General features: G+C 63.8%; 18 protein-coding genes. 16 read left to right on the top strand and 2 right to left on the bottom strand.

Features of this window, described 5'->3' with window-relative positions; genetic code table 11:
* Positions 1–53: 53 nt before the first annotated feature.
* From VM99_03755 to VM99_03735, 5 genes are all read left to right on the top strand, one after another.
* On the top strand, positions 54–941 hold the full coding sequence (locus VM99_03755; protein ID AKJ97205.1) for an NADPH:quinone reductase: 888 nt from the start codon (positions 54–56) through the stop codon (positions 939–941).
* Between the two features lie 139 nt (positions 942–1080).
* Positions 1081–2046, top strand: a complete 966-nt coding sequence (locus tag VM99_03750; protein AKJ97204.1) for a 3-hydroxybutyryl-CoA dehydrogenase — start codon at positions 1081–1083, stop codon at positions 2044–2046.
* Positions 2047–2221: 175 nt separating this feature from the next.
* Positions 2222–2698 (top strand): 4-hydroxybenzoyl-CoA thioesterase, encoded by a 477-nt coding sequence (locus tag VM99_03745; protein AKJ97203.1) that lies wholly within the window; start codon positions 2222–2224, stop codon positions 2696–2698.
* A 19-nt stretch (positions 2699–2717) separates the two neighbouring features.
* Complete coding sequence (locus VM99_03740) at positions 2718–3881, top strand: gamma-butyrobetaine dioxygenase (GenBank protein AKJ97202.1); 1164 nt, start codon at positions 2718–2720, stop codon at positions 3879–3881.
* A 299-nt stretch (positions 3882–4180) separates the two neighbouring features.
* The gene (locus VM99_03735; protein ID AKJ97201.1) at positions 4181–4444 is read left to right on the top strand and encodes a hypothetical protein; all 264 of its coding nucleotides are present in this window, start codon (positions 4181–4183) and stop codon (positions 4442–4444) included.
* A gap of 44 nt (positions 4445–4488) precedes the next feature.
* Here VM99_03735 and VM99_03730 read toward each other — a convergent pair whose 3' ends face one another.
* The gene (locus VM99_03730; GenBank protein AKJ97200.1) at positions 4489–5592 is read right to left on the bottom strand and encodes an AraC family transcriptional regulator; all 1104 of its coding nucleotides are present in this window, start codon (positions 5590–5592) and stop codon (positions 4489–4491) included.
* A gap of 583 nt (positions 5593–6175) precedes the next feature.
* Positions 6176–7552, bottom strand: a complete 1377-nt coding sequence (locus VM99_03725; GenBank protein AKJ97199.1) for a serine dehydratase — start codon at positions 7550–7552, stop codon at positions 6176–6178.
* 424 nt (positions 7553–7976) lie between these two features.
* Here VM99_03725 and VM99_03720 point away from each other — a divergent pair, with 424 nt between their 5' ends.
* The 11 genes from VM99_03720 to VM99_03670 all read left to right on the top strand — a co-directional run bounded on the left by VM99_03720 (position 7977) and on the right by VM99_03670 (position 22916).
* On the top strand, positions 7977–8924 hold the full coding sequence (locus tag VM99_03720; GenBank protein AKJ97198.1) for a glycine/betaine ABC transporter substrate-binding protein: 948 nt from the start codon (positions 7977–7979) through the stop codon (positions 8922–8924).
* Between the two features lie 70 nt (positions 8925–8994).
* Entirely contained in the window at positions 8995–9840 is an 846-nt protein-coding gene (locus VM99_03715; protein ID AKJ97197.1) for an ABC transporter permease, read from the top strand.
* The gene (locus VM99_03710) at positions 9837–11015 is read left to right on the top strand and encodes an ABC transporter ATP-binding protein (protein ID AKJ97196.1); all 1179 of its coding nucleotides are present in this window, start codon (positions 9837–9839) and stop codon (positions 11013–11015) included. The genes VM99_03715 and VM99_03710 overlap by 4 nt, the downstream gene beginning before the upstream one ends.
* 222 nt (positions 11016–11237) lie before the next feature.
* Positions 11238–11858 (top strand): BetI family transcriptional regulator, encoded by a 621-nt coding sequence (locus VM99_03705; GenBank protein AKJ97195.1) that lies wholly within the window; start codon positions 11238–11240, stop codon positions 11856–11858.
* Between the two features lie 80 nt (positions 11859–11938).
* Positions 11939–13411 (top strand): betaine-aldehyde dehydrogenase, encoded by a 1473-nt coding sequence (locus VM99_03700; GenBank protein ID AKJ97194.1) that lies wholly within the window; start codon positions 11939–11941, stop codon positions 13409–13411.
* Positions 13412–13629: 218 nt separating this feature from the next.
* On the top strand, positions 13630–15333 hold the full coding sequence (locus VM99_03695; GenBank protein ID AKJ97193.1) for a choline dehydrogenase: 1704 nt from the start codon (positions 13630–13632) through the stop codon (positions 15331–15333).
* Positions 15334–15599: 266 nt separating this feature from the next.
* Positions 15600–17042: a peptidase C69 gene (locus VM99_03690; protein ID AKJ97192.1), complete on the top strand. Its 1443-nt coding sequence runs from the start codon at positions 15600–15602 to the stop codon at positions 17040–17042.
* Positions 17042–18379 carry a Zn-dependent protease gene (locus tag VM99_03685; protein ID AKJ97191.1) on the top strand — a complete coding sequence of 446 codons (1338 nt, stop codon included), beginning with the start codon at positions 17042–17044 and terminating at the stop codon, positions 18377–18379. The genes VM99_03690 and VM99_03685 overlap by 1 nt, the downstream gene beginning before the upstream one ends.
* Positions 18380–18454: 75 nt before the next feature.
* On the top strand, positions 18455–19882 hold the full coding sequence (locus VM99_03680; GenBank protein AKJ97190.1) for an EmrB/QacA subfamily drug resistance transporter: 1428 nt from the start codon (positions 18455–18457) through the stop codon (positions 19880–19882).
* Between the two features lie 274 nt (positions 19883–20156).
* On the top strand, positions 20157–21542 hold the full coding sequence (locus VM99_03675; GenBank protein AKK01690.1) for an RNA helicase: 1386 nt from the start codon (positions 20157–20159) through the stop codon (positions 21540–21542).
* A gap of 195 nt (positions 21543–21737) precedes the next feature.
* Positions 21738–22916 (top strand): membrane protein, encoded by a 1179-nt coding sequence (locus tag VM99_03670; protein AKJ97189.1) that lies wholly within the window; start codon positions 21738–21740, stop codon positions 22914–22916.
* The last annotated feature ends 44 nt before the right edge of the window (positions 22917–22960 follow it).

The following is a 22960-nucleotide window of genomic DNA, read 5'->3' as shown; positions in this document are numbered from 1 at the left end:
CGCAGCGCCGCCGGCCTGCGCAGTGATTCACCTCGCCTGAAGGAAGCCGCACCATGAACCACGACGTCATCATCACCTGCGCACTCACCGGTGCTGGCGACACCACCGCCAAGAGCCCCCACGTACCGGTGACCCCGAAACAGATCGCCGAGGCTGCCGTCGAGGCGGCCAAGGCCGGCGCCACGGTGGTCCATTGCCACGTGCGCGACCCGCAGACCGGCAAGTTCAGCCGCGACGTGGCGCTGTACCGCGAAGTGATGGAGCGCATCCGCGAGGCGGACGTGGACATCATCGTCAACCTCACCGCCGGCATGGGCGGCGACCTGGAGATCGGGGCCGGCGAGCGGCCGATGGAATTCGGCCCCAACACCGACCTGGTGGGCCCGCTGACCCGCTTGGCCCACGTCGAAGAGCTGCTGCCGGAAATCTGCACGCTCGATTGCGGCACCCTGAACTTCGGTGACGGCGACACCATTTACGTCTCCACCCCGGCGCAACTGCGAGCCGGGGCCAAGCGCATCACTGAACTGGGGGTCAAGGCCGAGTTGGAAATCTTCGACACCGGCCACCTGTGGTTCGCCAAGCAACTGATCAAGGAAGGCCTGCTGGACAACCCGCTGTTCCAGCTTTGCCTGGGCATTCCCTGGGGGGCGCCCGCCGACACCACCACCATGAAGGCGATGGTCGACAATCTGCCGGCGGACGCCGTATGGGCCGGCTTCGGCATCGGCCGCATGCAGATGCCGATGGCCGCCCAAGCCGTGCTGCTGGGGGGCAACGTGCGGGTCGGGCTGGAAGACAACCTCTGGCTGGACAAAGGCGTGCTCGCCACCAACGGTCAACTGGTGGAACGCGCCGGGGAAATTCTCACTCGCCTCGGCGCCCGCGTCCTGACCCCGGCCGAGGGCCGCAGGAAGATGGGCCTGACCCCGCGCGGCTGACCCGAGCTTATGCACAACCCTGTGGGAGCGAGCTTGCTCGCGATAGCGGTACACCAGCTATCGATGTGCCGACTGATATTCAGCCATCGCGAGCAAGCTCGCTCCCACAGGTGGCCCTCAACAACTTCAGGAAATCACCATGAGCTTTATCACCGACATCAAAACCTTCGCCGCCCTGGGCAGCGGAGTCATCGGCAGCGGCTGGGTCAGCCGAGCCCTGGCCCACGGGCTGGACGTCGTGGCCTGGGACCCGGCGCCCGGGGCTGAAGCGGCGTTGCGCAAGCGCGTCGCCAGTGCTTGGGGTGCGCTGGAGAAACAAGGCCTTGCGCCGGGTGCATCCCAGGATCGGCTGCGCTTTGTCGCCACCGTCGAGGAATGCGTGCGCGACGCCGACTTCATCCAGGAAAGCGCTCCCGAGCGCCTGGAGCTGAAACTCGACCTGCACAGCCGCATCAGCGCCGCCGCCAAGCCCGACGCGCTGATCGGCTCCAGCACGTCGGGGTTGCTGCCCAGCGAGTTCTACGAGGGCGCCACTCACCCGGAACGTTGCGTGGTCGGGCATCCGTTCAACCCGGTCTACCTGCTGCCGCTGGTGGAAGTGGTGGGCGGCCGGAACACCGCGCCGGAAGCGGTGCAGGCCGCGATACAGGTGTACACGTTCCTGGGCATGCGACCGCTGCACGTGCGCAAGGAAGTGCCCGGCTTCATCGCCGACCGGCTGCTCGAAGCGCTGTGGCGCGAAGCCCTGCACCTGGTCAACGACGGCGTGGCGACCACCGGCGAAATCGACGATGCCATCCGCTTCGGTGCCGGCTTGCGCTGGTCGTTCATGGGCACGTTTTTAACCTACACCCTGGCAGGCGGCGACGCCGGGATGCGTCACTTCATGAACCAGTTCGGCCCGGCGCTGCAACTGCCGTGGACCTACCTGCCGGCGCCGGAACTGACCGAGAAGCTGATCGACGACGTGGTCGAGGGCACGAGCGCGCAACTGGGCAACCACAGCATCTCGGCACTGGAACGTTATCGCGATGACTGCCTGCTGGCGGTGCTGGAGGCGGTGAAGACCACCAAAGCGAAACATGGGATGGCGTTTACTGACTGAACGCGATCCCTGTGGCGAGGGAGCTTGCTCCCGCTCGGCCGCGAAGCGGTCGTCAATCAGCAGACGCGGTGTTTCTGAAACACCGCGATATCAGGTTTGGGGGGCTCCGCCCCCAGCGGGAGCAAGCTCCCTCGCCACACACGTGTACACCTGCCCCCATCTGTGGAGTTTTGCCATGCCCACCCTCACCACCTACCAAACCCACATCCGCCCCGAATGGGTCGACTACAACGGCCACTTGCGCGATGCCTACTACCTGCTGATTTTCAGCTACGCCACCGACGTGCTGATGGACAGGCTCGGCATGGACAGCCAGAACCGCGACGCCAGCGGCCACTCACTGTTCACCCTCGAACTGCACCTCAACTACCTGCACGAAGTGAAGGTCGACGCCAACGTCGAGGTGCATACGCAAATCATCGGCCATGACGCCAAGCGCCTGCATATCTATCACAGCCTGCACCTGGCCGGCGGTGACAAGGCGCTGGCGGGCAACGAGCAGATGCTATTGCACGTCGACCTGGCCGGCCCGCGCTCGGCGCCCTTCCCGGAACAGACCCTGGGCAAACTCCGGGCTCTGCTGGATGAACAATCCGACCTGCCGCCCCCAGACTGCATCGGCCGGGTCATCGCCTTGCCGCCCGCCCGCTAGACGTCGAACAGGAGCCGTCATGAAAACCGCCGCCGCTTTTGCCGATTTTCGCAGCTACCCGCTGGTGTGCGCACTGGACACCGTGAAGCCTCTGGCCGATCAGGTGCTGATCACCTGGGCCGACGGCCGGGTCAGCCCATTCCATCATCAGTGGTTGCGGGACAACTGCCCGTGCCCCCAATGCGTCTACAGTGTTACCCGCGAGCAGGTGCTGGAGATCGTCGACGTGCCTGAAGACCTGACACCCGACACGACCTGGCTCGACGACGAAGGCTGCCTGTGCGTGGGCTGGCAGGACGGCCATCAGAGCCGCTTCGACCCCGGCTGGTTGCGCGCCCACGCCTACGATGAGCCGTCCAGGGCCGAGCGCCTGGCGAGCAAGCCCCAGCGCCGGCTGTGGCAACACGACCTGCCCTTGCCGGTGTTCGACTACCAGGCGGTGATGGAAGACGCCGACGCGTTGCTGCAATGGTTGCTGGCCGTACGGGACATCGGCCTGACCCAGGTGCGCGGCGTGCCCACCGAGCCCGGCTCGCTGCAACGGCTTGCCCAGCGGATCTCGTTCATCCGCGAAAGCAACTTCGGCGTGCTGTTCAATGTGCAATCCAAGGCCGACGCCGACAGCAACGCCTACACCGCCTTCAACCTGCCGCTGCACAGCGACCTGCCGACCCGTGAATTGCAACCGGGCCTGCAGTTCCTGCATTGCCTGGTCAATGACGCCCAGGGTGGCGAAAGCATCTTCGTCGATGGTTTTGCGGTGGCCGAGGCCCTGCGCCAGGAAGCCCCCGACGACTTCGAGGCGTTGTGCCGCATACCGGTGGAATTTCGCAACAAGGACCGCCACAGCGACTACCGCTGCCTGGCACCGATCATCGCCCTGGATGCCCTCGGGCACGTGGCGGAAATCCGTATGGCGAACTTTCTGCGGGGGCCGTTCGACACCTCGGCCGAACAGATGCCCGGCCTTTACCGCGCCTATCGGCGCTTGATCGCCCTGACCCGCGAGCCGCGGTTGCGCCTGGTCCGGCGGCTCGAACCCGGCCAGCTCTGGTGCTTCGACAACCGTCGCACCCTCCACGCCCGCAACGCGTTCGACCCGGCCACCGGGGCCCGGCACTTCCAGGGCTGCTATGTGGACCGGGATGAGTTGTTGTCGCGCATCCGGGTGTTGCAGCGCTAGCGCGCGATGCGGCCTGTCCAACACCCCATCCCGCCTGATTCACACAGGCAAAAAAATCCCCGATCAAGCCGTGACAGGATCGGGGCAGGTGCGTTACTGGAGGAGCCGTCGCGCGAAGGTGACCAAACCATCGTGATTCAGCTTGGAGCTCAGTGTGCCCAGTCCCGATCCGGCTCAATTAGCCGAAAACGACACGCTCATAGCCATCCGGGCCATTGCGACAATTTGCCCTTGCCGCCATTCCGGGTGGCTACCAGAATCGAGTCACGACCCCACTCCCGGAACAAGGAAAAAGCGTCATGATGCACGCCGATTTGATCGACCACGAAGACCTGTTGGGCCAGCTCAAGGCCCTGGGGCTCCAGATACCCAGCGGCGCCACCGCCGAACAGGCGTGCGAGTGCGCCGTGCGAGGCCTGGACAGGGAACGCGCCAATGAATTGCGACGGATGGTCAAGGACATGTACACCAGCAGCGCAACCATCCTGCCGGCGGTGCGCCAGGCCATCGACAAGCAGCTGTTGCCGGCGCTGACGGAGTATCAGCAAAACCACAGCGCCTGACCTGTGGCGAGGGAGCTTGCTCCCTCACCACAAAAGCCCTCGGCTCAGAGCCTTACGCTGGCAAACGTCGACTCGTTGCGCGCCTGGCTCAGCGCCGACAGCGGACCGGACAGCGGCGACAGGACCAGGGCCTGCGGCAGCGGCATCATCGCCACCTGTTGCGTGGTGTTGGAACCGACGCGCTCGTCGCGCGGTGGAATGCCGAAGTATTCGCGGTAGCACTTGGAGAAGTGCGGCGTGGAGACGAAGCCACACACCGACGCCACTTCGATGATCGACATCGGCGTCTGCTTGAGCAGTTGCCGCGCACGAATCAGCCGCAGCTTGAGGTAGTAACGCGACGGCGAGCAGTGCAGGTACTTCTGGAACAACCGCTCCAACTGGCGCCGGGACACGGCGACATACACCGCCAGTTCATCCAGGTCGATCGGCTCTTCGAGATTGGCTTCCATCAGCGCGACGATTTCCTGCAACTTCGGCTGGTTGGTGCCGAGCATGTGCTTGAGCGGCACACGCTGGTGATCCTGCTCGTTGCGGATGCGCTCATAGACGAACATTTCCGAGATCGCCGCCGACAGTTCGCGACCGTGATCGCGGCTGATCAAGTGCAGCATCATGTCCAACGGCGCCGTGCCGCCGGAGCTGGTGAAACGGTTGCGGTCGAGGGTGAACAACCGGGTGCTCATCGAGACCCGCGGGAAGGCTTCCTGCATCGCGGCCAGGCATTCCCAGTGCACGCTGCAATCGAAACCGTCCAGCAGGCCGGCGCAGGCCAGGGCCCAACTGCCGGTGCAGACGGCACCGAGGCGTCGGGATTGACGGGCCTGGCCTTGCAGCCATGACACGTGTTCGCGGGTCACGGTGCGCTGGATGCCGATGCCGCCACAGACGATGACGGTGTCCAGCGGTGGTGCCTTGTGCATCGAGGCGTCCGGGGTGATCTGCAGGCCGTCACTGGCCCAGACTTGCCCGCCATCGACGGTGAGGGTGGTCCAGCGATACAGCTCGCGACCGGACAACTGGTTGGCCATGCGCAGCGGTTCTACCGCGGACGCCAGGGAAATCAGCGTGAAATTGTCCAGCAGCAAAAAGCCGATGGATTGAGGCGCACGGTTCTGGGGTTGGGCCCCGGAGTTGGACGTCGTCATCGCGGTATCTCCTCACACAAAGCGGGTGATGGCCTCAGGCGGAGGCTCTTGTTATGGCCATCGTTCTCTGGCGAGAGACGGGCTTTATCGGGGTAGAGCAAATGCCGTGCCTAAAATTGAATATGCATTCAATAAATCCTGAAAACGACATCGCAACCCGTCTACACAGGGCACGCGTTCGGCATGGGTTATAGGCGCCATCAGTGGCGACAGTCGGCTGTCACAGCGAGCTGTGAGCAGTTCGGTAGCACTTGTGGGAACTGGGCTGCGCCGCTTGCGCGAGGGGTATCACCACAGGCGCGGATGACGAACGGTCGAGCGCGATGCAAGGGCCGGTTCGTCATGGGGTGTCTTGTCTGTTTGCGACGCGCTAAAAGGTGGCGCATTTCGTCTTGCTGCTCATTTTTCGAGCGATTTGAAGCGTAACCCGTGGCGAGGGAGCTTGCTCCCGCTCGACCGCGCAGCGGTCGCAAATCCTATTTAGACGATAACGGTGAAACACCGCGAGATCAGGCCTTGGGGTTGCTTCGCAACCCAGCGGGAGCAAGCTCCCTCGCCACAGAGAGCCCCGACAATGCGTGCCTCAGCACTCCACCGCGCTCACCGCCAAGCCACCGCGCGAAGTCTCTTTGTATTTGTCATGCATGTCGGCGCCGGTATCGCGCATGGTGCGGATCACCCGGTCCAGGGAAATGAAGTGCTGGCCGTCACCGCGCAGCGCCATTTGTGCGGCGTTGATGGCTTTCACCGCGGCGATTGCATTGCGCTCGATGCACGGCACCTGCACCAGGCCACCGACCGGGTCGCAGGTCAGGCCGAGGTTATGCTCCAGGCCGATTTCCGCGGCGTTGCACAATTGCTCCGGCGTGGCGCCGAGGATCTCCGCCAGGCCAGCCGCCGCCATGGCGCAAGCCGAACCCACTTCGCCCTGGCAGCCGACTTCGGCACCGGAGATCGAGGCATTCTTCTTACACAGGATCCCCACCGCCGCCGCCCCGAGGAAGTAATCGACCACGTTGGCGTCGGTGACGGCCTCGCTGAATTTCATGAAGTAATGCAGCACCGCCGGGATGATCCCCGCCGCGCCGTTGGTCGGCGCCGTGACCATGCGCCCGCCGGCGGCGTTTTCCTCGTTGACCGCCAGGGCGAACAGGTTGACCCATTCCATGGCACTGAGGGTCGAGCCGATGACGTTCGGCTTGTTCAACTCTTGCAGGCTGCGGTGCAGCTTGGCCGCGCGCCGGCGCACATTCAAACCACCCGGAAGAATGCCTTCATGCTTGAGGCCGTGCTCGACGCAATCCTGCATGGCGCGCCAGAGCTTCATCAGCCCGGTGCGAATCTCTTCCTCCGAGCGCCAGACCTTTTCGTTGGCCATCATCAATTCGGCCACCCGCAGGTTGTGGGTGCGACACAGTTCGAGCAACTCCTCGGCGCTGGAAAAATCGTAAGGCAGTTGCGTGGTGTCCAGATCCACGACACCACTGGACGCCTGGGCCTGGTCGACGACGAAGCCGCCGCCGACGGAATAATAGGTGTCACGGTGCAGCTCGCCGCTGTCGCCCTCGGCCACCAGCGTCATCGCGTTGGGGTGGAACGGCAGGTTCTCGTCGATCAGGCGCATGTCCCGCGACCAGATGAACGGCACCGGCAGGCGGCCGTCGAGCAGCAGGGTTTCGGTTTCCCGCAGCAGCGTGATGCGCGTGCCGATTTGCGACGGATCGATCGCGTCGGGCCATTCGCCCATCAGCCCCATGATCACCGCGTTATCGCTGCCGTGGCCGATGCCGGTGGCCGACAACGAACCGTACAACTGCACCTCGACCCGACGCACGTCGTGCAGCAAGGCCTTGGCCCGCAACGCCTCGACAAACAACGCCGCCGCCCGCATGGGCCCCACGGTGTGGGAACTGGACGGGCCGATACCGATTTTGAACAGGTCGAACACGCTGATTGCCATTGCCGAGAGTCTCCAGAACGGGCATGTGCGGGCGCCGAAGCGTCCGGTGACGGAGCTGCTACGCTCAACGCCGGGATGGCCGCATCATCCGGCTTTTGCCCAGGTGCCCGACGTCTGACACCGACGCAATCATGCCCGCCAACGCCGCCGCTCTTTTGCTCCGTTTTCGCCGTTTTTCTGCGTGTCAGACGGCTCCCTGGGGCGGAAAAAATCTGTAAACGACGTCACCGACACTGGATGCGACCATCCCTGTACTGGATACGACCCACCCTGTAGGCGTCAGATTTGCGCTGGTACATGATCAGTTACGGCTCGTTTGCAAGGCCGCGTGTCAGAGAGTGCCCACGCGCCGCCAACCGCAACATCCAAAAAGCGTGCGGCTGTCCTGACAGGACACCGCCGATAAAACACCAGGAGTCCACCCATGAAAGGTTCCACGCCGTTGTTGTTGGCCGCCATCCTGAGTCTTCCGATGCTGGCCAACGCTGCAGAACCCGCACAATGCAGCACCGTTAACTTTTCCGACGTCGGTTGGACCGACATCACCGTGACCACCGCCACCACCAGCGTGGTACTCGAAGCCCTGGGCTACAAGACCAAGACCACCATGATCTCCGTACCGGTCACCTACAAGTCCCTGGCCGACGGCAAGAACATGGACGTGTTCCTCGGCAACTGGATGCCGACCATGGAGAACGACATCAAGGCCTACCGCGATGCCGGCACCGTGGAGACCGTGCGCACCAACCTCAAGGGCGCCAAGTACACCCTCGCCGTCCCCCAGGGTCTGTATGACAAAGGCCTGCACGACTTCGCCGACATCCCCAAATTCAAGAAGGAACTGGACGGCAAGATCTACGGGATCGAACCCGGCAACGACGGCAACCGCCTGATCCAGAGCATGATCGACAAGAACGCCTTCGGCCTGAAGGACGCCGGTTTCAAAGTGGTCGAATCGAGCGAAGCCGGCATGCTCTCGCAGGTTGACCGAGCCTCGAAACGCGGCACCGACGTGGTGTTCCTGGGGTGGGCACCGCACCCGATGAACACCCGCTTCAAGATCCAGTACCTGACCGGCGGCGATGACTTCTTCGGCCCGGACTTCGGCGCCGCCACCGTGGCCACCAACACGCGCAAAGGCTACAGCCAGGAATGCAGCAACGTTGGGCAACTGCTGAAGAACCTCGAATTCACCGTCGACATGGAAAGCTCGCTGATGGGCAACGTCCTGGACGACAAGATGAAACCTGAAGCCGCGGCCAAGGCCTGGCTGAAGAAAAACCCACAGGTGCTCGATACCTGGCTCGCTGGCGTGACCACCATTGACGGTAAACCTGGCCTGGAGGCCGTGAAAGCCAAGCTCGCGCAGTAATCGCTCATGTTATGCCGGGCGAGTTCGCTCGCCCGTGCTGTTTATCCCTTGCATGCGGACGTTCACTACCATGCTCATTGATCAGAAAATACCTTTAGGCCAGTACATTGCGGGCTTTGTCGAATGGTTGACGCAAGTTGGCGCCAGCACCTTCGACTCCATCGCACTGTTCCTGGAAACGATGATTCACGGCGTGACGTTTGCGCTGACCTGGTTCAACCCACTGGCCTTGATCGGCCTCATAGCCCTGCTGGCGCATTTCATCCAGCGCAAATGGGGCCTCACCGTATTCGTCATCGCCTCCTTCCTGCTGATCCTCAACCTGGGGTACTGGCAGGAAACCATGGAAACCCTGGCCCAGGTGCTCTTCGCTACCCTGGTCTGCGTCGTGATCGGTGTGCCGCTGGGCATTGTTGCCGCGCACAAGCCGATGTTCTACACCCTGATGCGTCCGGTACTCGATCTGATGCAGACCGTACCGACCTTCGTCTACCTCATTCCTACCCTGACCCTGTTCGGTCTGGGTGTGGTCCCGGGCCTGATCTCCACGGTGGTGTTCGCGATTGCCGCGCCCATCCGCCTGACTTACCTGGGCATCCGCGACGTTCCGGAAGAATTGATGGACGCGGGCAAGGCCTTTGGCTGCTCCCGTCGCCAGCTCCTGTCGCGTATCGAACTGCCCCATGCGATGCCGAGCATCGCGGCCGGTATCACCCAGTGCATCATGCTGTCGTTGTCGATGGTGGTGATCGCCGCACTGGTAGGTGCCGATGGCCTGGGCAAACCCGTGGTCAACGCACTGAACACCGCTGATATCGCCCTGGGCTTCGAAGCAGGCCTGGCGATCGTATTGCTGGCGATCATGCTCGACCGAATCTGCAAACAACCCGACGCCAAGGTAGGGGGTGACGCATGAGCATCATTCGTTTCGAAGACGTCGATGTTATTTTCTCCAGCCGTCCCAAGGCCGCGCTGGAACTCTTGGACAAGGGTTTTTCGCGCCCCGAGATCCTGCAGCAGACCGGCCTGATCGTCGGCGTGGAGAAGGCCAGCCTGTCCATCGAGAAGGGCGAAATCTGTGTCCTGATGGGTCTTTCCGGCTCAGGCAAATCCAGCCTGCTGCGCTGCATCAACGGTTTGAACACCGTCAGCCGTGGCAAGTTGTTCGTCGAGCACGAAGGGCGGCAAATCGACATCGCCTCCTGCTCCCCCGCCGAACTGAAGATGATGCGCACCAAGCGCATCGCCATGGTGTTCCAGAAGTTCGCCCTGATGCCTTGGCTGACCGTGCGCGAGAACATCAGCTTCGGCCTGGAAATGCAGGGCCGTCCCGAGAAGGAACGGCGCAAGCTGGTGGATGAAAAACTCGAGCTGGTAGGCCTGACCCAGTGGCGCAACAAGAAACCCGACGAGCTGTCCGGCGGTATGCAGCAACGGGTCGGCCTGGCCCGCGCCCTGGCGATGGACGCCGACATCCTGCTGATGGACGAACCGTTCTCGGCCCTCGACCCACTGATCCGCCAGGGTTTGCAGGACGAACTGCTGGAGCTGCAACGCAAACTGCAAAAGACCATCGTGTTCGTCAGCCATGACCTGGACGAAGCCCTGAAACTGGGCACCCGGATCGCGATCATGAAGGACGGCAAGATCATCCAGTACAGCAAGCCGGAAGAAATCGTGCTGAACCCGGCGGACGACTACGTGCGCACCTTCGTTGCCCACACCAACCCGCTCAACGTGCTCTGCGGTCGCAGCCTGATGCGCACCCTGGACAACTGCAAGCGCATCAACGGTTCGGTCTGCCTGGACCCGGGCGGCGACTCCTGGCTCGACCTGGCCGAAGGCAACACCATCAAGGGCGCCCGCCAGAACGGCGCGGCACTGGACCTGCAAAACTGGGCACCGGGCCAATCGGTGGAAGAACTGGGCCGCCGTCCGACCCTGGTGGACTCCAACATCGGCATGCGCGATGCCTTGCAGATCCGTTACCAGACCGGCAACAAACTGGTGCTTCACGATAACCAGAAAGTGGTCGGGATCCTCGGTGACAGCGAGCTGTACCACGCCCTGCTCGGCAAGAACCTGGGCTAAGCCTCAACCCTGTGGGAGCGGGCTTGCTCGCGAATGCGGTGTCTACGTCACGATTGGGTGGCGGCATAGCGCTTCGCGAGCAAGCCCGCTCCCACAGGGTTTTTGCTTTATGGACCGTGAGTGCTTGCTTCTCGAAAACCGTTCGATTTTTTATTGATTGAACGTTCAATCAAAACAAAATAGACTCTTCCTCACCCATCAAGACCGAGGAGAAGTCACCCAATGCCCAAGGTCGGTATGCAACCCATCCGCCGCCAGCAATTGATCGAAGCCACGTTGCAGGCGGTCGATCAGGTGGGCATGGGGGACGCCAGCATCGCGCTGATCGCCCGTCTGGCGGGTGTCTCGAACGGCATCATCAGTCACTACTTTCAGGACAAGAACGGCCTGATCGCGGCTACGGCCCAGTACCTGATGACTGTCCTGAGCGAGAACGTCACCGCGCGACGCCAGGCGCTCGAGGATTCCAGCCCACGGGCCCACCTGCAGGTGATCATCGAAGGCAACTTCGACGCCAGCCAGGTCAATGGCCCGGCCATGAAAACCTGGCTGGCCTTCTGGGCCACCAGCATGCATCACCCGTCACTGCACAGGTTGCAGCGGATCAACGATCACCGTCTGTATTCCAACCTGTGTTGCCAGTTCCGCCGCGCATTGCCCCTCGATGAGGCCCGCAGTGCGGCGCGGGGCCTGGCCGCGCTGATTGACGGCTTGTGGCTGCGCGGGGCGTTGTCGGGAGACGCGTTCGATACCGCCCAGGCGCACCGGATCGCTTACGAATACATGGACTTCCAACTGGCCAAGGCAGGAACGTCAGAGCACACAGAATCGCTCGGTTCCTGAACCGTCACCGAACCGCGTAGTCAGCTGTAAACGACACGCTCCCGGTGGCAGCCAACCACTCATGCACTTGCGAGGATTTTATGGCCCGTTTCGAACTGCAAAAACTCTACATCGATGGCGCCTACAGCGATGCCAGCGGCGACGCCACTTTCGAAGCCATCAACCCTGCCAACGGTGAAGTGCTCGCCCTGGTGCAGCGTGCAACGAAGGAAGACGTCGAGCGCGCCGTGGTCAGCGCTGAAAAGGGCCAGAAAGTCTGGGCCGCGATGACCGCCATGCAACGTTCGCGCATCCTGCGCCGGGCCGTGGACATCCTGCGCGAGCGCAACGATGAACTGGCGGCCCTGGAAACCCTCGACACCGGCAAGGCCTATTCCGAAACCCGCTACGTCGACATCGTGACCGGCGCCGACGTGCTGGAATACTACGCCGGCCTGGTGCCTGCCATCGAAGGCGAGCAGGTGCCGCTGCGCACCACCTCGTTCGTCTACACCCGTCGCGAGCCATTGGGCGTGGTGGCCGGTATCGGTGCGTGGAACTACCCGATCCAGATCGCCCTGTGGAAGTCGGCCCCAGCCCTGGCGGCCGGCAACGCCATGATCTTCAAGCCGAGCGAAGTCACGTCGCTGACCACCCTCAAACTGGCCGAGATCTACACCGAGGCCGGCGTTCCAGCGGGTGTGTTCAACGTACTGACCGGCAGCGGCCGTGAAGTCGGCACCTGGCTGACCGAGCACCCGCGCATTGAGAAGGTTTCCTTCACCGGCGGCACCGACACCGGCAAGAAAGTCATGGCCAGCGCCTCGAGCTCGTCGCTCAAGGACGTGACCATGGAACTGGGCGGCAAGTCGCCGTTGATCATCTTCGACGACGCCGACCTGGATCGCGCCGCCGACACCGCGATGATGGCCAACTTCTACAGTTCCGGCCAGGTCTGCACCAACGGCACCCGCGTGTTCGTCCCGAGCCACCTCAAGGCGGCGTTCGAAGCCAAGATCGTCGAGCGCGTGGCACGCATCCGCATTGGCAACCCGGAAGACGAGAACACCAACTTCGGCCCGCTGGTGAGCTTCGCCCACATGGAAAGCGTGTTGGGCTACATCGAGAACGGCAAGGCCGAAGGCGCTCGGCTGCTGTGCGGCGGCGCTCGGCTGACCGAGGGCGAATTCGCCAAGGGCGCGTTCGTCGCCCCGACCGTGTTCACCGACTGCACCGACGAGATGACCATCGTGCGTGAAGAGATCTTCGGCCCGGTGATGAGCATCCTCGCCTACGACACCGAAGAAGAAGTGATCCGCCGCGCCAACGACACCGACTTCGGCCTCGCCGCCGGCGTCGTGACCCGCGACCTGAACCGCGCCCACCGCGTGATCCACCAGCTCGAAGCCGGCATCTGCTGGATCAACGCCTGGGGCGAGTCCGCCGCCGAAATGCCGGTGGGCGGCTACAAGCAATCGGGCGTGGGCCGCGAGAACGGCCTCAGCTCGCTGAACAACTACACGCGCATCAAGTCGGTACAGGTCGAGCTGGGCGATTACGCGTCGGTGTTCTGAACCGAGACGAGATCTTGAGTGAACGCCGTTGTGGCGAGGGGATTTATCCCCGTGGGGCTGCGTAGCAGCCCCTTCCCAAGCCCCCCCGTTCTCCAGACAAGTCCAGTCGCCGGTTTACGACTGCTGCGCAGCCGAACGGGGATAAATCCCCTCGCCACAGGTTACGTGGCACCCCGGCAAGCGCGACCTGAACCCAACTCAAAAAGAGGGTGCCTTTCATGTCCCAAGAATTCGATTACATCATCATCGGTGCCGGCTCGGCCGGTAACACCCTGGCCACCCGCCTGACCGAAGACGAAGGCGTCACGGTCCTGCTGCTGGAAGCCGGCGGCCCGGACTATCGCCTGGATTTCCGCACGCAAATGCCCGCCGCCCTGGCGTTCCCACTGCAAGGTCGACGCTATAACTGGGCCTACGAAACCGATCCCGAGCCGCACATGAACGGCCGCCGCATGGAATGTGGCCGAGGCAAGGGCCTGGGCGGTTCGTCGCTGATCAACGGCATGTGCTACATCCGCGGCAACGCCCTGGACTACGACAACTGGGCCAAGCTGCCCGGCCTGGAAGATTGGACCTACCTGGACTGCCTGCCATATTTCAGGAAAGCCGAAACCCGGGACATCGGCCCGAACGACTACCACGGCGGCGACGGCCCGGTCAGCGTGACCACGCCCAAGGCTGGCAACAACCCGCTGTTCCACGCCATGGTCGAGGCCGGCGTGCAGGCCGGCTACCCGCGCACCGATGACCTCAACGGCTACCAGCAGGAAGGCTTCGGCCCGATGGACCGCACCGTCACGCCGAACGGCCGTCGCGCCAGCACGGCTCGCGGCTACCTCGACATCGCCAAGAAGCGTTCGACCCTGACCATCGTCACCCACGCCCTGACCGACAAGATCGTGTTCGAAGGCAAGCGTGCCGTGGGCGTGCGCTACCTGGTCGGTGCCGCTGAAGAGCGCGTCGAAGCCCGGGCCCGCAAGGAAGTGCTGCTGTGCTCCGGCGCCATCGCCTCGCCGCAGATCCTCCAACGCTCCGGCGTCGGCCCGGCCAAGCTGCTGGAAAGCCTCGACATCCCGGTGGTCCACGACCTGCCCGGCGTCGGTGAAAACCTGCAGGACCATCTGGAACTGTACCTGCAATACGCTTGCACCCAGCCGGTCTCGCTGTACCCATCGCTGCTCTGGTACAACCAGCCGGCCATCGGTGCCGAGTGGCTGTTCAACGGCACCGGCATCGGCGCCAGCAACCAGTTCGAGGCCGGTGGTTTCATCCGCTCTCGTCCAGAGTTCGATTGGCCGAACATCCAGTATCACTTCCTGCCGGTGGCGATTAACTACAACGGCAGCAACGGTGTGAAGGAACATGGCTTCCAGGCGCACATGGGCTCGATGCGTTCGCCCAGCCGCGGTCGGATCCAGGCCAAGTCCAAGGACCCACGCCAACACCCGAGCATCCTGTTCAACTACATGGCGACCGAGCAGGACTGGCAGGAGTTTCGCGACGGCATCCGCCTGACCCGCGAGATCATGCAGCAGCCGGCGCTGGACCCGTTCCGCGGGCGCGAGATCAGCCCGGGGATCGAGGTGCAGACGGACGAGCAACTGGATCAGTTCATCCGCGAACACGCCGAAACCGCCTTCCACCCGTCGTGCTCGTGCAAGATGGGCACCGACGACATGGCGGTGGTGGACGGCGAAGGGCGCGTGCATGGCATGCAGGGCCTGCGGGTGGTCGATGCCTCGATCATGCCGATCATCACCACCGGCAACCTGAACGCGCCGACGATCATGATCGCCGAGAAAATCGCCGACAAGATCCGTGGCCGCAAGCCACTGCCGCGCAGCACCGCTCCGTACTACGTGGCCGGCGACGCACCGGTCAAGGGCAAGCCGCTGCGTGAACTGGCGCCAGCCGGGCAGTAACCCCCAGCGCCGCCTTCGCGGGCAAGCCCGCTCCCACACAAGATCTACGGTGGACACATATCTCGCGCCCACCCACGATCAACCTGTGGGAGCGGGCTTGCCCGCGAAGCGGCCGGCCTATCCAGCATCTCTATCGACTGACACACCGCCTGACATCCACAATTTCCTTGTTCCTTGATCCCTCCCCCGGCCAGGCCTACTCTAGAGCCGCCGCATCAATGCGTCGCACCTCGCTGCAGCGCCAGTCCAGACAAGGAGGTTCCCGAATGTTCGACTTCCACCCTCAGCTCAAGCAGCGGTTTGCTGCCTTGCGCACGGGCGCCGAATTCTTTTCCCTGCGTTATGTGCGCGAGTCCGGCCAGCATTTGTCGGTGCGCAAGAATGTCGCCGAACCGCCCAGCCTGAGCCGTGACGAAGGGGCGATGCTCACCGCGCGGGTCAATGGCGTGGAGGCCTATGCCGCCACCAACGACCTGTCCCAGGCCGGCTTGCAGGCAGCGCTGGAGCGCGCCGAGCAACAGGCCCGCCGGCTCAAGCCCCATGCACTGCTCGACCTGCGCGAGCAGGCAGTGGCCAGCGACCGGGCCGATTATTTCTCGCCGCATTTCGACCAGGCATTCCCGTCCCTGAGCGACTGCTACCAGCTGCTCGGCGCCGAATCGGCGGCGGTGCCCCAAGACGAGCGCCTGGTGAACTGGCAGGTCAGCATCGGCCTGACCCAGGTCGAGCAGATCTACCTCAACAGCGCCGGCGCCGAATTGCGTCAGGCCCAGCGGTTCATCTACCCGTCCCTGGATGTCACCGCGTTCGACGGCCAGGACAGCCAGACTCGCACCCTGGGCCGCGAGAACTTCGGCCAGCAAGGTGGCTTCGATGTGATCGACCGCTGCGGCCTGATCGGCGCCGGACCGAAAATCGCCGACCAGGCCCTGCAACTGTTGATGGCGCCGAACACCCCGCAAGGCCCGCGGGACCTGCTGCTGATGCCGGACCAGATGATGCTGCAGATCCACGAGTCCATCGGCCATCCTCTGGAGCTGGACCGCATTCTCGGAGACGAGCGCAACTACGCCGGCACCAGCTTCGTCAAAGCCAGCGACTTCGGCCACTTGCAGTACGGCTCCAGCCTGTTGAACGTGACGTTCGACCCGGACATTCCCGAAGAACTGGCCAGCTACAGCCATGACGACGACGGCAGCCCGGCGAGCAAGCAGTTCCTCATCCGTGAAGGACGGCTGTTGCGCCCGCTGGGTGGCGCGCTGTCGCAATTTCGCGCGGGCCTTGCCGGCGTCGCCAACAGCCGCGCCTGCGGCTGGAATCGCCCGCCCATCGACCGCATGGCCAATTTGAACATCGAACCCGGCGACCAGTCCCTGGGGCAACTGATCCAGGGCATCGAGCACGGCGTACTGATGCGCACCAATCGTTCCTGGTCCATCGACGACGCCCGCAACAAGTTCCAGTTCGGCTGCGAGTGGGGCCAGTTGATCGAGAACGGTGAGCTCAAGGGCGTGGTGAAGAACCCCAACTACCGGGGTATCTCCGCGCAGTTCTGGAAGAGCCTGCGAGCGGTGGGCGATGCCAGTACCGCCCAGGTGCTGGGCACCCCGAACTGTGGCAAGGGCGAACCGAACCAGGTCATTCGCGTCGGGCATGCGTCGCCGGCCTGCGTGTTCAGCAACGTCGACGTGTTCGGAGGTGACGCCTGATGGCTACCATGAATAACCAGGCCGAAGCCTTCAAGGCATTGGTCGACTGGCTGCGCGCGGCGCTGCGTGAGCCTGAACAGTTCACCCTCGGCTACGCTGCCGAGTCCTCGGCCTTCGTGCGCTTCAACCATGGCAAGGTCCGCCAGGCCGGGCAGGTGCAACAGGCCAACGTCCGTTTCAAGCTGATCGACGAGGGACGCCATGCCGACCTGCAGATCACCTTGTCCGGCGAGGCCGAGACTGACAGGCAGCGCCTGGAAGAAGGCTTGCACCAGCTTCGCGAGACCCTGGCGCTGCTGCCTCGCGACCCATACCTGCTGCTCAACTCCAACCACTGGCAAAGCCACGCCGTGCAGGATCATCCATTGCCGGAGACCGAACAGGCCGTGGCCGAGATCGCCCGCGCCGCCGAAGGCCTGGACCTGGTGGGGATCTACGCCGCCGGCCCCATCAGCCGTGGTTTCGCCAGTTCGTCGGGGGCCTTTGGCTGGCATCAGGCCAACAGCTTCAACTTCGATTTCAGCCTGTTCCACGAAAACGGCCAGGCGGTCAAAGCCAGCTACGCCGGGCATGACTGGAGCAGCGAAGGGTTCGCCCGGCGCTTTGCACAGGCTCGCGAACAACTGGCGTTTCTCGGCCGGCCGCTGCGTACGCTGCCGCCCGGCGAATACCGCGCCTACCTCGCGCCCGCCGCCCTGGAAGAAATCATGGGCATGCTCAGTTGGGGCGGTTTCTCGGCCCGGGCGATCGCCAGCAAGCAGAGCCCCTTGCAGAAGTTCTATGCCGGCGAAGCCGCTTTCAGCCCTGCCGTGGGCTTGCGTGAACAGGTCAGCGGCTCCCTGAGCCCGGCCTTTTCCGACGAAGGCTATCCCCGTGACGACCTGGCGTTGATCGCCCAGGGCACCGCCAGTGCCCGCTTGATCAACTCCCGCAGCGCCGCCGAATATGGCCTCGCCGCCAATGGCGCGAGCAGCTACGAATACCCCACGGCCCTGGTCATGGACGAAGGCCAGTTGGCACAGCAGGAGATCCTCGCCCGCCTCGGCACCGGCCTGTACATCAGCAACCTCTGGTACCTGAACTACTCGGACCAACCCGCCGCCCGACTGACCGGCATGACCCGGTTTGCCACGTTCTGGGTGGAGGACGGCCAGATCCAGGCGCCGGTCAGCACCATGCGCTTCGACGACAGCGTCTACAGCCTGCTCGGCTCGCAACTCGAAGGCCTGACCCGGGAGCGGGAACTTCTGCTCTCGGCCAGCACCTACAGCCAGCGGGCCACGGCTTCGATGCTGCTGCCGGGAGCGCTGGTGAAGCGGTTGACGTTGACGCTGTAAGCCCCTGTGGCGAGGGAGCAAGCTCCCTCGCCACAAAAGCATCACCGCCCGATCAATACGCATACAAGAGGTCCCATGCCCAACCGCGCACCGCTCGACGCCACCACCGCCCGCTGGCTTCCGTGGGTGGTGGCGATCGCTTTCTTCATGCAGTCCCTCGACGGGACCATCCTCAACACCGCCCTGCCCGCCATGGCCAGCGACCTGGCCGAAAACCCGCTGCGCATGCAGGGTGTGATCATCGCCTACATGCTCACGGTGGCGCTGCTGATCCCGGCCTCGGGCTGGATCGCCGATCGTTTCGGCACCAAGAAGATCTTCTTCGGGGCGATCCTGCTGTTCAGCTTCGGCTCGTTGCTGTGCGCCCTGTCGAGTTCGTTGAGCATGCTGATCGGCGCCCGGGTGATCCAGGGCCTGGGCGGCGCGCTGATGCTGCCGGTCGGCCGGCTCGTGGTGCTGCGGGCGTATCCGCGCTCCGAGCTGGTGCGGATCATGGGCTTCATCACCATTCCCGGCCTGCTCGGCCCGCTGATCGGCCCGACCATGGGCGGTTGGATGGTGCAGTACCTGACCTGGCACTGGATCTTCATCATCAACCTGCCGGTCGGCGTGATCGGTTGCTACGCGGTGTGGAAGTTCATTCCCGACCTGCGCGGCAGCGAGCGCACGCGGTTCGACGGCCTGGGCTTCCTGCTGTTCGGCGCGGCGATGGTGCTGATCACCATTGCCATGGAAGGCCTCGGTGAACTGCACTTGCCGCACTTGCGAGTCATGTTGCTGCTGTTCGGTGGCATGGCCTGCCTGGCGGCGTACTGGCTGCGGGCCGGGCACATCGAAAACCCGCTGTTCGCACCGTCGCTGTTCAAGACCCGGACCTTCGCCGTGGGCATCCTGGGCAACCTGTTCGCGCGCCTGGGCAGCGGTGCCCTGCCGTTCCTGGTGCCGTTGCTCTTGCAAGTGGCCCTGGGGTACTCACCGTCCCAGGCAGGAATGAGCATGCTGCCCCTGGCGGCCGCCGCCATGGTCGCCAAGTCCGTGGCCCGCCCGCTGATCGAGCGCCTGGGCTATCGCATCGTGCTGACCGGCAACACCCTGGCCCTGGGCGTGATGCTGGCGAGCATGGGCCTGGTCAGCGAACAGACGCCGTACTGGCTGTTGCTCGCGCAACTGGCGGTGCTGGGGGCGATCAACTCGCTGCAATTCACTGCGATGAACACCGTGACCCTGATCGACCTGGACGACGCCAGCGCCAGCAGCGGCAACAGCCTGCTGTCGGTGGTGGCGCAACTGTCCCTGAGCCTCGGCGTCGCCTGCGCCGGCGCCCTGCTCGGCGGCTTTACCGCCCAGGTGGGCAACGATGGCGTGGAGACCGTGTTGGGTGCGTTCCAGTTGACGTTCGTGACGGTGGGTATCATGGCGATGCTGGCGGCGACGATTTTCTCTCAACTGTCTCGTGAAGACGGGCGACGGGTGAAGCGGCCGGATGAGCATATCGAGCACTGACAACGTGTGATATTCCCTGTGGCGAGGGAGCTTGCTCCCGCTCCGCTGCGAAGCAGTCGTCATCCGCGATGCTTCGCAATGCATCGGGTCGAGCGGTTTGGGGTCGCTGCGCAACCCAGCGGGAGCAAGCTCCCTCGCCACAAGAGCCAACGTACTCGCGCAACAAATCAGGCGCGAGCAGGGCCCTCAGCCCTCCACAGCTCGTCCAGAACTTTCAAAGAAAGTGGCAAGAGGCTGCTACACTGCGCGACATTTTGTTTTGCAGGCCCGTCCCGTGACCACCATTGCCACCGCTTTTAATACTTTGCCGCTGTCCGCCGCCATGCTGGCTAACCTCGAATCACTCGGTTATGCCCAGATGACGCCGATCCAGGCGCAGAGCTTGCCGGTGATCCTCAAGGGCATGGACCTGATCGCCCAGGCCAAGACCGGCAGCGGCAAGACCGCGGCCTTCGGCATCGGCCTGCTGAACCCGATCAACCCGCGCTTCTTCGGTTGCCAGGCGCTGGTGATGTGCCCGACCCGTGAGCTGGCCGACCAGGTGGCCAAGGAAATCCGCCGCCTGGCTCGCGCCGAGGACAACATCAAGGTCCTGACCCTGTGCGGTGGCGTGTCCTTCGGCCCGCAGATCGCCTCCCTGGAACACGGCGCCCATATCATCGTCGGCACGCCGGGACGTATCCAGCAGCACCTGCGCAAGGGTTCGCTGGTGCTCGACGGCCTCAACACGCTGGTCCTCGACGAAGCCGACCGCATGCTCGACATGGGCTTCTACGACGCCATCGAGGACATCATCCAGCAGACCCCGGAACGCCGCCAGACGCTGCTGTTCTCCGCCACCTACCCGGTGGGCATCAAGCAATTGTCGTCCAAGTTCATGCGTGACCCGCAGCAGGTGAAAGCCGAGGCGCTGCACTCCGATGCACAGATCGAGCAGCGCTTCTACGAGATCGCCCCAGAAGAGCGCATGGACGCGGTGGTCAAGGTGCTCGCGCATTTCCGCCCGGCGTCCTGCGTGGCGTTCTGCTTCACCAAGCAGCAGGTCCAGGAAACCGTCGACCATCTGACGTCCAAGGGCATTTCCGCGGTCGGCCTGCACGGCGACCTGGAGCAGCGCGACCGTGACCAGGTGCTGGCGATGTTCGCCAACCGCAGCACCTCGGTGCTGGTGGCCACCGACGTGGCGGCCCGTGGCCTGGACATCGATGCGCTGAACATGGTGATCAACGTCGAACTGGCCCGGGATTCGGAAATCCATATCCACCGCGTCGGCCGCACCGGTCGCGCCGGCGAAACCGGGATCGCCATCAGCCTGGTCGCACCGTCCGAAGCCCACCGCGCCCAGGCCATCGAGCAGCTGCAGAAGGCGCCGTTGAACTGGGACCAGCTGGACAATCTCAAGCCCCAGGGTGGCGGCCCGCTGCTGCCGGCCATGAGCACCTTGTGCATCGCCGCCGGCCGCAAGGACAAGGTCCGCCCCGGCGACATCCTCGGCGCCCTGACCGGCGAGGCCGGCATCCCTGGCGCCCAGGTCGGCAAGATCGCGATTTTCGACTTCCAGGCCTACGTGGCCGTGGAACGCGGCATCGCCAAGCAGGCCCTCAAGCGCCTGAATGAAGGCAAGATCAAGGGCCGCTCGTTGCGGGTGCGGATCCTCTGACCGATATCGATTCACCCTGTGGCGAGGGAGCTTGCTCCCGCTGGGCTGCGCAGCAGCCCTAAAAAACTATGAACACGGTGCTCCAGACAGTTCGCGTTCGTTAATTTTGCGACCGCTTCGCGCTCGAGCGGGAGCAAGCTCCCTCGCCACAAGAGCAAACTCCTGCCAGCCCCCAGACATACAGAGGACACCGTTTTGCGCTCTACCGAAGTCGTGATCATTGGCGCTGGCGCCGCAGGCCTGATGTGCGCGTTGACCGCCGCCGCGCGAGGGCGCCAGGTCATGTTGCTGGACCACGCCAACAAGGCCGGCAAGAAAATCCTCATGTCCGGCGGTGGGCGCTGCAACTTCACCAACCTGTACACCGAACCAGCCAACTTCCTCTCGCAGAACCCGCACTTCTGCAAATCGGCCCTGGCCCGCTACACCCAATGGGATTTCATCGCCCTGGTGGCCAAGCACAACGTGCCTTATCACGAGAAGAAACTCGGCCAGCTGTTCTGCGATAACAAGTCCAGCGACATCCTCGCCATGCTGCTGGATGAGTGCGACCAGGCCGGCGTCAGCCTGCACCTGGAAACCTCTATCGAGCACATCGACAAGACCGAAGGTGGCTACCAGTTGCAAACCACCCTCGGCGCCATCGGCTGCCAATCACTGGTGATCGCCACCGGCGGGCTGTCGATTCCGACCCTCGGCGCCACCGGCTTCGGCTATCAAGTGGCCCGGCAGTTCGGCCACCAGTTGCTGCCGACCCGCGCCGGCCTGGTGCCTTTCACCATCACCGACCAACTCAAGACGCTGTGCAGCGAGCTCTCCGGCACCTCGGTGGACTGCCTGGTGAGCTGCAACGAGCAGAGTTTTCGCGAGAACATCCTGTTCACCCATCGCGGCCTGAGCGGCCCGGCGATCCTGCAGATTTCGTCGTTCTGGACGCCTGGGGACACGGTGCAGATCAACCTGCTGCCCGACCATGACGTGCCGCAGTGGCTGCAACAGCAGCAGGCCGAACGCCCCAACAGCGAACTGAAGACCCTGCTCGGCGAGCTCTTCACCAAGAAGATGGCCAACCTGCTGGCCGACACCTGGTTCGTCTCCAAGCCCATGAAGCAATACACCCACGCCGAACTGGCGGACATCGCCGAGAAGCTGGCGAGCTGGAACGTTGTCCCGGCCGGCACCGAGGGCTACCGCACCGCCGAAGTGACCTTGGGCGGCGTCGACACCCGGGAAGTCTCGTCCAAGACCATGGAATCGCTGAAAAGCCCCGGCTTGTACTTCATCGGCGAAGTGCTCGACGTCACCGGGCACTTGGGCGGCTTCAACTTCCAATGGGCCTGGGCCTCGGGCTATGCGGCGGCGCAGTACGTTTGATTCATGATTCAAATGTGGGCACAAATCCTGTGGGAGCGAGCTTG

Origin of the sequence: Pseudomonas chlororaphis, from assembly GCA_001023535.1 — a bacterium.
In the GTDB taxonomy this organism is placed as follows: Bacteria; Pseudomonadota; Gammaproteobacteria; order Pseudomonadales; family Pseudomonadaceae; genus Aquipseudomonas; species Aquipseudomonas chlororaphis_E.
The sequence above is the reverse complement of the archived record's forward strand: the minus strand, read 5'-3'. Positions and strand labels throughout refer to the sequence as shown.